This window comes from Cupriavidus laharis (genome assembly GCF_914271435.1).
Classification (GTDB): Bacteria; Pseudomonadota; Gammaproteobacteria; order Burkholderiales; family Burkholderiaceae; genus Cupriavidus; species Cupriavidus laharis.
The window spans coordinates 205,704-218,690 of record NZ_CAJZAI010000005.1 but is presented as its reverse complement, the minus strand read 5'-3'; the positions used below and the strand labels follow the sequence as shown (position 1 = coordinate 218,690).

Sequence of the window (12,987 nt, the reverse complement as noted above, 5' to 3'; positions counted from 1 at the left end):
CCCATCCACCGATGGCAGGCGCCCGAACCAAGAACAAATCTGAATCCGGAGAACCTTCATGAATTTCCCCGCTGACCTGAAATACACCGAGTCGCACGAATGGGTGCGCGTCGAAGCCGACGGCACCCTGACCATCGGCATCACCGACCACGCGCAGGATGCGCTGGGCGACATCGTCTTCCTGGAACTGCCCGAGGTGGGCAAGTCGGTCGGCGCCGGCGATGCGCTCGCCGTGGTGGAATCGGTGAAGGCCGCTTCCGACATCTACGCCCCGGTGGCCGGTGAAGTCATCGCCGTCAACGAGGCCGCCACGGCCGCGCCGGAAAGCGTGAACGCCGACGCGTTCGATGCCTGGCTGTTCAAGCTCAAGCCGGCCAACAGCGACGATGTCAACGGCCTGATGTCGGCCGACGCCTACAAGGCCAGCGTCGGCGCCTGACGCACGTCATTCCCGCACAGGCGGGAATCCAGTGTCTTTGATGCGCCGCTGAAACGCTGAAAAAGTCACTGGGTTCCCGCCTGCGCGGGAACGACAAGCAGATTTTGATGCGCGGCGGCATGGCCGACCACCTGCCACCGCGCCCCCAACGAGGTTCTTGCCATGAACGCCCCGCTTCCCATGACCGCTGCCCAAGGTAACCGGCCCACGCTGGCCGAACTGGAGGCGCGCGACGCCTTCGCCGCCCGCCATATCGGCCCCGACACCCCCGAACAGCAGCACATGCTCAAGGTGCTCGGCTACGACAGCCGCGCCGCGCTGATCGATGCCGTGATCCCCGAAGCCATCCGCCGCCGCGACGGCATGCCGATGGGCGAGTTCACCGCACCGCTGTCCGAGGAAGCGGCACTGGCCAAGCTGCGCACGCTGGCCGGCAAGAACAAGGTTCTCAAGAGCTTCATCGGCCAGGGCTACTACAACACGCTGACCCCGGCCGTGGTCCTGCGCAATATCTTCGAGAACCCGGCCTGGTACACCGCGTACACGCCGTACCAGCCGGAAATCTCGCAGGGCCGCCTGGAAGCGATGCTGAACTTCCAGCAGATGGTCATGGACCTGACCGGCCTCGATATCGCCAACGCCTCGATGCTCGACGAAGGCACCGCCGCGGCTGAAGCCATGACGCTGCTGCAGCGCGTGAACAAGCACGCATCGAACACCTTCTATGTGGCCGACGACGTCCTGCCGCAAACGCTGGAAGTGGTACGCACGCGCGCCAGGCCGCTGGGCATCGAAGTGAAGGTCGGCCCGGCTGCCGATGCGGCCTCGGCGCACGCGTTCGGCGTGCTGCTGCAGTACCCGGGCGTCAACGGCGATGTGACCGACTACCGCGCCATTGCCGACGCCGTGCACGCCGCCGGCGGCCTGGTGGTGGCGGCCGCCGACCTGCTCGCGCTGACGCTGATCGCCGCGCCGGGCGAATGGGGCGCAGACGTGGCCGTTGGCAACTCGCAGCGCTTTGGCGTGCCGCTCGGTTTCGGTGGCCCGCACGCGGGCTACATGGCGGTGAAGGATGCCTTCAAGCGCTCGATGCCGGGCCGCCTGGTCGGCGTGACCATCGACGCGCAGGGCAACAAGGCCTACCGCCTGGCCCTGCAGACGCGCGAACAGCATATCCGCCGCGAAAAGGCGACCTCCAACATCTGTACCGCGCAGGTACTGCTGGCCGTGATGGCATCGATGTACGCCGTGTACCACGGCCCGCAGGGCCTCAAGCGCATCGCGCAGCGCGTGCACCGCCTGACGGCCACGCTGGCCGCCGGCCTGCAGATGCTAGGCTTCACGCGCACCAACGCGACGTTCTTCGACACGCTGACGCTCGAAACCGGCTTCAATACCGAGGCCATCCATGCTGCCGCCACCGCGCGCGGCATCAACCTGCGCCACGTCAGCGCCACGCGTATCGGCGTGTCGATGGACGAAACCGCCGCCCGCGATGACGTGGTGGCGCTGTGGGAAATCTTCTCGCACGGCAAGCCGCTGCCGGCATCGCTGGCGTTCGACGCGATCGAAGCTGCAGTCGAAGACGCCTTCCCGGCCGGCCTCGCGCGCCAGAGCGCGTACCTGACGCACCCGGTGTTCAATACGCACCATGCCGAGCACGAGATGCTGCGCTACCTGCGCATGCTGGCCGACAAGGACCTGGCACTGGACCGCACCATGATCCCGCTGGGCTCGTGCACGATGAAGCTGAACGCCACCAGCGAGATGATCCCGGTGACCTGGCCCGAGTTCAGCCAGATCCACCCGTTCGCGCCGCTGGACCAGTCCGTGGGCTACCGCGAGATGATCGACCAGCTCGAGGCCATGCTGTGTGCGGCCACCGGGTACGCCGCGGTGAGCCTGCAGCCGAACGCCGGCTCGCAAGGCGAGTATGCGGGCCTGCTGATCATCCACGCCTACCACGCCAGCCGCGGCGAGAGCCATCGCGACATCTGCCTGATCCCGTCGTCGGCGCACGGCACCAACCCGGCGTCGGCACAGATGGCCGGCATGAAGGTGGTGGTGGTGGCCTGTGACGAGAACGGCAACGTCGACCTGGAAGACCTGGCGAAGAAGGCCGAGCAGCACAGCAAGAACCTCGCGGCCATCATGATCACCTACCCGTCCACGCATGGCGTGTTCGAGCAGGGCGTGCAGCAGATCTGCGAGATCGTGCACAAGCACGGCGGCCAGGTCTACGTGGACGGCGCCAACATGAACGCCATGGTCGGCACTGCCGCACCGGGTCACTTCGGTGGCGACGTGTCGCACCTGAACCTGCACAAGACTTTCTGCATCCCGCACGGCGGCGGCGGCCCCGGCGTGGGTCCCGTGGCCGTGGGCGCGCACCTGGCCGACTTCCTGCCGAACCAGGACAGCGTGGGCTATCGCCGCGACGACAACGGCATCGGCGGCGTATCGGCCGCGCCGTTCGGCTCGGCCAGCATCCTGCCGATCTCGTGGATGTACATCGCGATGATGGGCTCCGCCGGCCTGACCGCCGCCACCGAGAACGCGATCCTGGCCGCCAACTATGTCGCCAAGCGCCTGTCGCCGCACTACCCGGTGCTGTACACCGGCCAGCACGACCTGGTGGCGCACGAGTGCATCCTGGACCTGCGCCCGCTACAGAAGGACACCGGCATCAGCAATGAGGACGTAGCCAAGCGCCTGATGGACTACGGCTTCCACGCGCCGACCATGAGCTTCCCGGTGCCGGGCACGCTGATGATCGAGCCGACCGAGAGCGAGGCCCTGCACGAACTGGACCGCTTCATCGACGCGATGATCGCCATCCGCCAGGAAATCGGCCGCGTCGCCGACGGCACCTTCGACCGCGACGACAACCCGCTCAAGCATGCCCCGCACACTGCGGCGGTGGTCACCGCCAACGAGTGGACCCGCAAGTACACGCGAGAAGAGGCAGCCTATCCGGTGGCATCGCTGCGTACGCAGAAGTACTGGCCGCCGGTCGGGCGCGCCGACAACGTCTATGGCGACCGCAACCTGTTCTGCAGCTGCGTGCCGATGAGCGAGTACGCCGAAGGCTGAGCCGCGGACTGAGGTCGTCTTTTGCCTGGCGTCCGGCTACGGCCGGCCTCCAGGCGCGCTATGCTCGACCATAGGGGCGCCGCGCGTCGCGGCGCCACCAGCACAGCGGAGGCTGCATGTGGAATCTCAGTGCCCCCTGGTGGGAGTTCGTGCTGCGCGGCCTGATCGTCTACGGCGCGGTGCTGGCCCTGCTGAGGTTGTCGGGCAAGCGACAGATCGGCCAGCTCACGCCGTTCGACCTGGTATTGCTGCTGGTGCTGTCCAATGCCGTGCAGAACGCCATGAACGCCGGGGACAACTCCGTGACGGCAGGGCTGATCCTGGCGGTGACGCTGGTGGCAGCCAATGCGGGGCTGGGCTATCTGACCTGGCGCAGCCGCAGGCTGGAGGTCCTCGTCGAAGGCCGGCCGCAGTTCCTGATCCATGACGGCAAGGTGCTGCGCGACGTGATGCGCAGCCAGCGCATCAGCTTCGACGACCTCAACAAGGTGCTGCGGCACGCCGGCTGCAGCAACGTGGCCGACGTGCATTTCGCCATCCTGGAAACCGACGGCACGGTATCGGTCAAGGCTCGCCAGCCGCCGGCCGAGACTGCGCCGGCCAGGTCGGCCGCCTCGGTCTGGAGTGAAGTCGGCAAGGACGACGCCGTTTGAACCCGCAATGTCCGCTTGCGATCCGCGGGCGGCAGTGACCTCAGGAGCTTGTCCGTGGCAGTCAGCGTCTTCGATCTGTTCAAGGTGGGTATCGGCCCATCGAGCTCGCACACCGTGGGACCGATGCGCGCCGCCCTGATGTTTGCGCATGGCCTGGAGCGTGACGGCCTGCTGCCGCGGGTGTCCAGCGTGCGCGTGGAACTGTACGGTTCGCTAGGTGCCACCGGCAAGGGCCACGGCACCGACAAGGGCGTGATGCTGGGCCTGATGGGCGAAGCGCCCGATACCATCGACCCCGACTCCATCGACACCCGGCTGCGCGCGCTACGCACCAGCCGCACGCTGTCGCTGCTGGGCCGGCACCCGATCCCCTTCGTCGAGAAGGAGCACATTGCCTTCTACCGGCGCGAGGCCATGGCCGAGCATCCCAACGGCATGAAATTCCACGCGTACGACGCGCAAGGTACGTCGCTGCGCGAGGCACGCTACCTGTCGGTCGGCGGCGGCTTCGTCGTTACCGCGGGCGCGCCCAACACGCAGGTGCTCAACGCGGCGCAGCAGCTGCCGCATCCGTTCCGCACTGGCAAGGACATGCTGGAAATGGCGAGCGGGAGCGGCAAGAGCATCGCGCGCCTGATGATGGAAAACGAACTCACGTGGCGCAGCGAGGAAGACGTCACCGCCGGGCTGCTGCATATCTGGGACGTGATGCAGGCCTGCGTAGTGCGCGGCTGCCGCACCGACGGCGAACTGCCGGGCCCGTTCAAGGTCCGCCGCCGCGCGCCGGAGTTGTACCGCAGCCTGACCGAGCGCGCCGAGCGTACACTGTCCGACCCGCTGTCCGTGATGGACTGGGTCAACCTCTATGCCATTGCGGTCAACGAGGAAAACGCAGCGGGCGGCCGCGTGGTGACGGCGCCGACCAACGGCGCGGCCGGCATCATCCCGGCCGTGCTGCACTACTACGACCGCTTCGTGCCCGGCGCCAACCGCCAGGGCGTGGTGGACTTCCTGCTCACCGCCGGCGCGATCGGCCTGCTCTACAAGCTCAATGCGTCGATCTCGGGCGCCGAAGTCGGCTGCCAGGGCGAGGTGGGCGTGGCCTGCTCGATGGCGGCCGGCGCGCTTGCGGCGGTGCTGGGCGGCTCGCCCGCGCAAGTGGAGAACGCCGCCGAGATCGGCATGGAGCACAACCTTGGCCTGACCTGCGATCCGGTGGGCGGGCTGGTGCAGATCCCATGCATCGAGCGCAACGCCATGGCTTCGGTCAAGGCGGTGAACGCGGCGCGCATGGCGCTGCGCGGCGACGGCACGCACTACGTATCGCTCGATTCGGTCATCAAGACCATGCGCGAGACCGGCGCCGACATGAAAACCAAGTACAAGGAAACGGCGCGCGGCGGGCTGGCTGTGAATATCGTGGAGTGCTGAGGCCGTTGGGGCGTATGATGGCGCCAGGCTCCCAAGGGCGCCACCGCTGGTGCCCACAAGAACCAAAGCAAGAGCGAGGCGGCCATGCAAACCTTCTACCAGCTGTTCGACGAAACTTCGTCAACGTTCACCTACCTGCTGATCGATGCCGCCACGCGCGAGGCCGTGCTGATCGATCCGGTCGACCACCAGTTCGAGCGCGACATGGCCGTGCTGCGCGAGGCAGGGGCCAGGCTTGCGTGGGTGGTGGAAACGCATGCGCATGCCGACCACATCACTTCCGCAGGCCACGTGGCCATGCAGACCGGCGCGCATACCGCGGCGCCGTCCGGGTGTGACATCAAGCCTGCGCAGAAGCAGCTGATCGATGGCGATACCCTTGCCTTCGGCGCGCAGGTGCTGCGAGCCATCCATACGCCGGGCCATACCGCCGGCAGCATGAGCTACCTGTGGGAAGAGCTGGCGGCCGATGGCGTGGCGCGCCGCGTGTTCACGGGTGACGCGCTGCTGATCGACGGCTGCGGGCGCACCGATTTCCAGTCGGGCGATGCCGGCACGCTGTACGACAGCCTGACGCGCAAGCTGTTTGCACTGCCCGACGACACGCTGGTCTACCCGGCGCACGACTACAAGGGCCACACATCGTCGACCATCGGGCGGGAGCGCGCGCATAACAGCCGCGTGGCCGGACGCTCGCGCGACGAGTTCATCGAGATGATGCGCAACCTGAACTTGCCCCGGCCGAAGCTGATCGACGTGGCAGTGCCGGCCAACAGGCGGCTCGGGCTGCGCGACGGCGAAAGCGTGCCCCACGGCGCATGATGCGCGGCGAACTCGCCGATTCCGTCCGTCCAAAACTCTGAATTGACTTCGCGCCACCCGCTGCAATACTGATCTCTCCACCCATTCTGGCGTGCGGATGCGCTGCAGCGTGACGCATCCAGCGCGCCGGCCCACTCACAGGGGATTTCGTCATGAAACCTAACGGGAATGCACGCCGTGGATTGGGTACGCTGGCGGCGGTGCTGGCTACGCTGGCCGTCGCACCGGCCCAGGCGCAGCAAAAGCCGATTGCCTATCCCGCCAAGGGACAGAGCCAGCAGCAACAGTCCAGCGACGATGGCGCGTGCTATAGCTGGGCCAAGCAGCAGACCGGCGTCGACCCGGCCCAGGCCGCAGCCGCGCCCCCCCCTGCACAGGCGCAAGGCGGCCAGCGCGTGCGCGGGGCGGCGGCGGGCGCGGCAGTGGGAGCGATCGCGGGCGATGCCGGCAAGGGTGCGGCGGTTGGCACAGTCGCGGGCGGCGTCGCCCACCGGCAATCGCGCCGGCAGGCCGCAGCCGCCAATCAGCAGGCCGCGGCCAACACCGGCCAGGCGATGTCCAGCTACTACCAGGCCTGGGGGGCGTGCATGCAGGGGCGCGGCTACACAGTGAAGTGAGGTGAGCGCCGTGGGCAGCGTCAGGCTGCCCAGCGCTCGCAGGCCTGGCGCACGGTTTCGCGCTGGCTTCGCGCATCGGCGTCGACCTGGCGCAGCCACTCGGCGTCACCGTCGCGCCGCTCGGCCAGCGCGCGGATGTTGGCCAGCGCCTGCAGCGATCCCAATGCCTCGGCATGCGGGACCAGCGCATCGCAGATCGACAGGATGTGCTCGGCGATCGGCCGGCGCGTCAGCTCGTTGGGATGTACATATTCGCCCTCCAGCCCGAAACGGCAGGCCTGGAAGCGGTTGAAGGTGTAGACCAGGTAGTCGTCTTCCTGTGGCATGAACGGGCGCGACAGCAGCAGGTAGCGCGCCAGCATCTGGATGTACGCGGCGATGTCGCAGGCGCGGCCGACCGTCAGCGGCGTATCCATCACGCGCACCTCGATCGTGCCGAATTCGGGCTTGGGGCGGATATCCCAGTAGAAGTCCTTCATGCTCTCGATCACGCCCGTATTGCGCATCTTCTCGAAGTACGCGGTGAAGGCGTCCCACGTGAGCAGGAACGGCGCGCGCCCGCTCATCGGGAAGGCCGCAACCGAATTCAGCCGCGCCGACGCGAAGCCGGTATCGACGCCCTGCACGTAGGGGGAGGACGCCGCCAGCGCGACAAAGTGCGGCACGTAGCGGCCGATGGCATGCAGCAGGAACAGCGATTCGTCCGCACTCGGGCAGCCGATATGGACATGCTGGCCGAACACCGTGAACTGCTTGGCGAGGTAGCCATACAGCTCCGAGATGTACTGGTACCGCGGCGAATCGGAAATGATACGGTCGGCCCATTGCTGGAACGGATGCGTGCCGCCACCGCTGATGCCGAGGTTGAGCGAACGCGCCGCGGCCTGCATCAGGTCGCGCATGGTGGTCAGCTCTTCCACCGCCTGGTCATAGGTATGGCAGATGCCCGTGCTGATCTCGATCATCGACGGGCTGATTTCCGGCTTGATGTCGCCGGCATGCTGGGCACCCTTGAGCGCGCGGAGCAGGTCGGGCGCGAATGGCGCCAGGTCGTAATCGTGCCGGTTGACCAGCTGCAGCTCCAGCTCCACGCCGAAGGTCAGCGCCTCGGAATGCTTGAACGGTTCGAGCGACATCAGCGCCCTCCTCCATTGCTGCGCAGATCGGCACGGACTTCACCGGCGAAGCGCAGTGCCCAGGCCGCGATCACCGGGCCCAGCAGTTGCTCGATGGCCAGCGCGCACAGGATGATGGCGGCCAGAGGTTCCCCGGTACCCGGATACAAGCGCGCGACGTCGTTCATCAGCAGGTACGCCAGGCCCGACATGGGTGCCAGCGCCAGCCCGAGCGCCATGCACTGGCGCAGGCTCAGCCCCGAGAACGAACCCAGCGACACCACGCCCGCCAGCTTGGCCGTGTGGCGCAACAGCACCAGCACCACGGCATAGGCGCCGCCGACCACCCAGTCATGCGCGGTGAGAGGCAGGCCCAGCGATACCACCATGACAATGATCAGCAGGCTGCCGGCGCTGCCGAAGTGCGTCGGCCACACATGCGGCTGGCTATCCTGGTGCTTGAACACGACACCGGCCAGCAACAGCGCGATCGGCATCGACAATTTTAGTACCCGGGTCAGCGCCAGTGTGAAAAGTACCAGGCCCACCAGCACGAGAAAGCTGTAGTGATCGTCCACCGACATCCGGCCGTAGATGGCGTGGCCCACCTTGCCAACCACCCAGGCCAGCAGGCAGGAGCCGACCAGCAGGTAGAGCGGGTGCAGCAGCGCGGCGCCCAGGTTGCCATACTCCGAATGCAGCCAGCCGGTAGCCACCTGCACGATCACGGCGGCGTAGATGCTGTTGAGCGCGGCCATGGCCATCAGGCGCTCGGTCACCTGGCCTTCGGCGCGCAGTTCGTTCTTGAGCTGCAACACGATGGTCGGCGACGTGCTCACCGCGATGCCGCCGGCCAGGATGGCAATGGCTGGCGAGGCCCCGATCCATTGCAGCACCGCGGCGACCAGGCCCCAGGTCAGCAGGCTTTCGAAGGCGCTGGTCAGCAACAGCCAGCGGTTGGCGCGCAGCCAGGTCAGCGAAAGACGGTGCCCCAGTTCGAACAGGGCCAGTGCCAGCGCCATATCGATCAGGATACGGGTCTGGGCGATCATGTTGTCGTCGACGATGCTGCGCCCGAGCATGCCCGCGCACAGGCCCGCCGCCGCGTAGCCGACAATGCGGGGACAACGCAGCCAGCGGCGGCTCAGTTCGCCCGCAAGGCCGGCGCCGACCAGCGCCAGGCCGACCCAGAACAGGCCGCCGGGCGCGAGCGGAAGTGACGGGAAAAGTTGGCTCAGTCCATTCATGCGTGACATGGTAATGGAAGCACATGACATTCCTTGTCAGTGATTGTCTGACACCGCACGGAATGCGCCAAATTTTGCTTCTAACTTTCAATAAAAAACGCCATCTTCGCTGATGGCGTTTCTCATTGCGGAATTACCCCAAGCGGGGGACGTCAGGACGGCGTCAGACGCCCCACAGCTTCCACTTGGGCCGAGTCGCCCGCAGGGCGGTCTCGACCTTCATGTTCAGGCCGCGCGTGCGGCCTTCGCCGGCGCCCGCGGCACGCGCCTTGTCGAAGTAGGCGAGCGCCGTCTCCCGCTGCCCGAGGCCGACAGCCGACTCCACGGCGCGCAGCCAGGTTTCGGCATCCCAGTCGTCACGTGCGGCAAACGCGGCGGCGAAGTCCTCCAGCGCAGCCGCATGGCGTGCGGCCGCGTTGTGGATCAGCGCGCGCTGGATGCGCGGCGCGGCCTGGTCCCACGCATCGCCTTCGGTCATGGCGACGGCCTGCTCGAACAGCGGCAGGGCACGTTCGTGGTCGCCCAGGTCACGCCAGACCTGGCCGAAGCGGTTGAACAGCCACACGTCCTCCACCAGCAGCGCGCGGCGCTGCTGGGCGTCGATCTCGGCCAGCGCATCGGTGCGGTCGTGCTGGTCCATGCCGTCCATGCGCGCCTGCACCAGCGCGGCGTAGTGGGCGCGCGCATGCGCCATCGGATGCGCGGCCTCGCTGCGTGCCTCCACGGGCAGGGCGTCGAGGCGGGCATCCATGTGCGCCATGGCCGCGCCGGCAGCCTCGGCCGCCTCGGCGCCGCCGATGGCCTTCCAGGCCGCGATCAGCCGGCTGAACGCCCACGTCACATCGGCCGGGTTACGTTCGAGCGGATAGCGGTTGAGCACCTCGCCCGCCAGCTCCACCACTTTCTGGTGCTGGCCGGCGCTGGTGTGGCAGTCGAGCAGGTCGATCCAGTGGTCGATGAACTCGCTCGCCGCCATGCCCTTACGGTGCAGGGCGATGCGCGCGTCCAGGCTGGCCGCGTCGTCGGGCAGGCTGCGCGCCAGCAGGCGGCACAGCAGCGAATAGACGTGGGGGTCGGCGTTGCCGCCATGGCCGCCGGCATCGCCTTCATCCGTGGCGAAGTAGTTTTCGAAGCGTGCCACGCCAAGCTGGCAAGCCTCCACCAGGCGGGGCCGCAGCGCGGCTTCGGCCTGCGGCACCTGGTCGATGAACTCGCCCAGCGCCGTGGCGGCACGGTAGTAGCCGGCGCCATCGTCGCACTGGGTGGTCAGGCTGAAATTCAGCCAAGGCTGGGCATCGGCACCCTGCGCGCCGGCCTGGGCGGCCTTTGCAGCCTGGTGGCGCCACGCCATGGCGCGTACCTCGGTCTGCGGGTCGGGGCACTGGCGCTGGTAGACGGTCAGGTCGTCCTGGGCGCCGTCGGCGTCGCCGGTGCCGAAGCGCAGCGGCGCGCGCAGTCGGCGGGCCTGCGGATGATCGGGAAAATCGGCCAGCACCAGGCCGGCCTGCTCGCCGGCGAGCGCGTCGGCGGCCTCCGGTTCGAGCTCCAGCAGGTCCGGGTTGTCCAGTGCGATGCGGCCCAGGCAGACCCGCATCATGGGCTCGACCGGCTGGCCGGCGACCTCGGCGCGCGCGATGGCATCGCCCACCAGCGGCAGGATGTCCTCGGCGCCAAGGTCGGGGGCCCGGTACAGCAGGTCATGCCAGTAGCGGCCGGCGCCGGCCAGGTCACCAAGCCGGTAGCAGGCCAGGCCTGCATGGAAATGCGCGGCCCATTCGCCCGACACCAGGCCATTGCGCCGCGCGGCTTCGTGCAGCCACGGCTGCGCGTCGCGGTCGCGGCCAAGGCTCAACAGCATCGCACCGTAGCGATGCGCGATCACCCCACGCGAGGCCCAGCGGTGTGGCGCCGCCAGGCCCAGCGATTCCAGCCGCGCCAATGCGTCGTCGAGCACGGCGAAGGCTGCCTGCGCATCGCCCTTGTCGAAATGCAGCCGTGCCCGCAGCGTGACGAAATCGACCACTTCGGGCCGGGCCTGGGACAACTGGCCGGCGATTTCCAGCGCCTCATCGAACCGGCCTTCACCGGCCAGGTCGATTGCGCGGTCGTAGCTGACTTCCTGCACGGACACGTACTGCTCCTTCTGGATTGGATATGCGAATGCGGGATTATGCGCCAATGGGACGATCCCCCATCCGGGACAACAAACGGCAGCGGCCAGTTCAATCTTTAGGATTGCCAAGAAAAAAACGCCACCGGGCGGGTGGCGTTCTTCAGGCTGGTGCCGGCCGGCTTACTTGCCGCCAACCGTCTCCAGCACGGTCCACTTGCCGCCGACCACCTTGTAGACGGTGATGCCGCCGTCCTTCAGGTCGCCACGGGCGTCGTACGCCAGCGTCTTGGTGGTGACGCCCTGCATGTTGGTGGCGGCCAGCACCGGCAGGTAGCGCGCCGGGTCGGCCGAGCCGGCCTTGATCATGGCCGTCATCATCGCGGTGGCGCCGTCATAGGCGTACGGCGAATAGGTCTGCACCTTGGTGCCGAAGCGCTTCTCGTACTTCTTCTCGTACGCGGCGCCGCCCGGCATCTGGTCCAGCGGCAGGCCGGCCAGCGACACCACGGTGCCGTCGGCAGCCGGGCCGGCCAGCTTCAGGAAGTTGTCGGTCTTGGACATTTCGCCCGACACCAGCGGGGCCTTGATGCCCAGTTCCTTGACCTGCTTGGCCATCGGAGCAGACTGCGTCTCGGCGCCGCCGTAGAAGATGATGTCCGGGTTGCTGCGCTTGATGTTGGTCAGCACGGCCTTGAAGTCCACCGCCTTGTCGTTGGTGAACTCGCGGCGCACGATCTTGCCGCCGGCGGCCTTGGCGGCCTTCTCGAACTCGTCGGCCAGGCCCTGGCCGTAGGCGGTGCGGTCGTCAACGATCGCAATGTTCTTCGCGCCCAGCTTCTTCACCACGAAGGCGCCGATCACCGAACCCTGCTGGGTGTCGGAGGTCATCATGCGGAAGGTGGTCTTGAAGCCTTGCTTGGTGTATTCCGGCGCAGTCGCCATGGCGATCTGCGGAATGCCGGCGCGATTGTAGACCATCGAGGCCGGGATGCTGGTGCCCGAGTTGAAATGGCCCAGCATGCCCTGGATGCCGTTGTCCACCAACTTCTGCGCCACCACGGAACCGGTCTTCGGGTCGGCCTGGTCGTCTTCCGACACCAGCACGAACTTGACTTCCTTGCCGCCGATCTTCGGCTTGGTGGCGTTCATGTCCTCGATGGCGAGGACGACGCCGTTCTGCATGTCCTTGCCGTACTGGGCCTGGCCGCCGGTCATCGGCGCGGCGAAGCCGAGCTTGATTTCCTGCGCCTGGGCGAAGGCTGCCGTGGCACCGGTCAGGCCGGCGAAAGTCAGGGCAACGGTCAGGGCCGTCTTGTGGAATGTCGAGGTCATCAGTTCTCCTTGGTGGCTGGTTCAGCCTGTCTGCTGCGTCTTTTCTACGCTTATCGGGAACGCCGGCTGGGCGCTCCGCCCCTATGGATGCGTATGGCGGCAGGATCGCCGCCGCGCATACGCAC

The 12,987-nt window shown here is 67.4% G+C and carries 10 protein-coding genes; 6 read left to right on the top strand and 4 right to left on the bottom strand.

From position 1 onward, the window contains the following. The first annotated feature begins 58 nt into the window (after positions 1–58). The 6 genes from gcvH to LDO29_RS13080 all read left to right on the top strand — a co-directional run bounded on the left by gcvH (position 59) and on the right by LDO29_RS13080 (position 7,055). Positions 59–439, top strand: coding sequence for a glycine cleavage system protein GcvH (gene gcvH, locus LDO29_RS13105; RefSeq protein WP_029046545.1), 381 nt, complete (start codon positions 59–61; stop codon positions 437–439). Positions 440–601: 162 nt separating this feature from the next. Continuing rightward, positions 602–3,532 (top strand): aminomethyl-transferring glycine dehydrogenase, encoded by a 2,931-nt coding sequence (gene gcvP, locus LDO29_RS13100; protein ID WP_224080214.1) that lies wholly within the window; start codon positions 602–604, stop codon positions 3,530–3,532. A gap of 116 nt (positions 3,533–3,648) precedes the next feature. After that, positions 3,649–4,185: a DUF421 domain-containing protein gene (locus LDO29_RS13095; RefSeq protein WP_224080213.1), complete on the top strand. Its 537-nt coding sequence runs from the start codon at positions 3,649–3,651 to the stop codon at positions 4,183–4,185. A 54-nt stretch (positions 4,186–4,239) separates the two neighbouring features. Beyond that, positions 4,240–5,616, top strand: a complete 1,377-nt coding sequence (locus tag LDO29_RS13090; RefSeq protein ID WP_224080212.1) for an L-serine ammonia-lyase — start codon at positions 4,240–4,242, stop codon at positions 5,614–5,616. Between the two features lie 84 nt (positions 5,617–5,700). Then, positions 5,701–6,438 (top strand): MBL fold metallo-hydrolase, encoded by a 738-nt coding sequence (locus LDO29_RS13085; protein ID WP_224080211.1) that lies wholly within the window; start codon positions 5,701–5,703, stop codon positions 6,436–6,438. Between the two features lie 152 nt (positions 6,439–6,590). Beyond that, positions 6,591–7,055 carry a hypothetical protein gene (locus LDO29_RS13080; protein WP_224080210.1) on the top strand — a complete coding sequence of 155 codons (465 nt, stop codon included), beginning with the start codon at positions 6,591–6,593 and terminating at the stop codon, positions 7,053–7,055. A gap of 20 nt (positions 7,056–7,075) precedes the next feature. Here LDO29_RS13080 and LDO29_RS13075 read toward each other — a convergent pair whose 3' ends face one another. The 4 genes from LDO29_RS13075 to LDO29_RS13060 form a co-directional block, all read right to left on the bottom strand. Continuing rightward, positions 7,076–8,191 carry a YbdK family carboxylate-amine ligase gene (locus LDO29_RS13075; RefSeq protein ID WP_224080209.1) on the bottom strand — a complete coding sequence of 372 codons (1,116 nt, stop codon included), beginning with the start codon at positions 8,189–8,191 and terminating at the stop codon, positions 7,076–7,078. Then, positions 8,191–9,426: a cation:proton antiporter gene (locus tag LDO29_RS13070; protein ID WP_224080208.1), complete on the bottom strand. Its 1,236-nt coding sequence runs from the start codon at positions 9,424–9,426 to the stop codon at positions 8,191–8,193. The genes LDO29_RS13075 and LDO29_RS13070 overlap by 1 nt, the downstream gene beginning before the upstream one ends. 154 nt (positions 9,427–9,580) lie before the next feature. Further along, positions 9,581–11,548 carry a tetratricopeptide repeat protein gene (locus LDO29_RS13065; RefSeq protein WP_224080207.1) on the bottom strand — a complete coding sequence of 656 codons (1,968 nt, stop codon included), beginning with the start codon at positions 11,546–11,548 and terminating at the stop codon, positions 9,581–9,583. 162 nt (positions 11,549–11,710) lie between these two features. Further along, positions 11,711–12,862, bottom strand: a complete 1,152-nt coding sequence (locus LDO29_RS13060; RefSeq protein ID WP_224080206.1) for a branched-chain amino acid ABC transporter substrate-binding protein — start codon at positions 12,860–12,862, stop codon at positions 11,711–11,713. Between the last annotated feature and the right edge of the window lie 125 nt (positions 12,863–12,987).

Excerpts from the sequence above, each read along its gene's own strand:
- gcvH (WP_029046545.1), top strand. The coding sequence starts at position 59 with ATGAATTTCCCCGCTGACCTGAAATACACCGAGTCGCACGAATGGGTG.
- gcvP (WP_224080214.1), top strand. The coding sequence starts at position 602 with ATGAACGCCCCGCTTCCCATGACCGCTGCCCAAGGTAACCGGCCCACG.
- LDO29_RS13095 (WP_224080213.1), top strand. The coding sequence starts at position 3,649 with ATGTGGAATCTCAGTGCCCCCTGGTGGGAGTTCGTGCTGCGCGGCCTG.
- LDO29_RS13085 (WP_224080211.1), top strand. The coding sequence starts at position 5,701 with ATGCAAACCTTCTACCAGCTGTTCGACGAAACTTCGTCAACGTTCACC.
- LDO29_RS13080 (WP_224080210.1), top strand. The coding sequence starts at position 6,591 with ATGAAACCTAACGGGAATGCACGCCGTGGATTGGGTACGCTGGCGGCG.
- LDO29_RS13075 (WP_224080209.1), bottom strand. The coding sequence starts at position 8,191 with ATGTCGCTCGAACCGTTCAAGCATTCCGAGGCGCTGACCTTCGGCGTG.
- LDO29_RS13070 (WP_224080208.1), bottom strand. The coding sequence starts at position 9,426 with ATGTCACGCATGAATGGACTGAGCCAACTTTTCCCGTCACTTCCGCTC.
- LDO29_RS13060 (WP_224080206.1), bottom strand. The coding sequence starts at position 12,862 with ATGACCTCGACATTCCACAAGACGGCCCTGACCGTTGCCCTGACTTTC.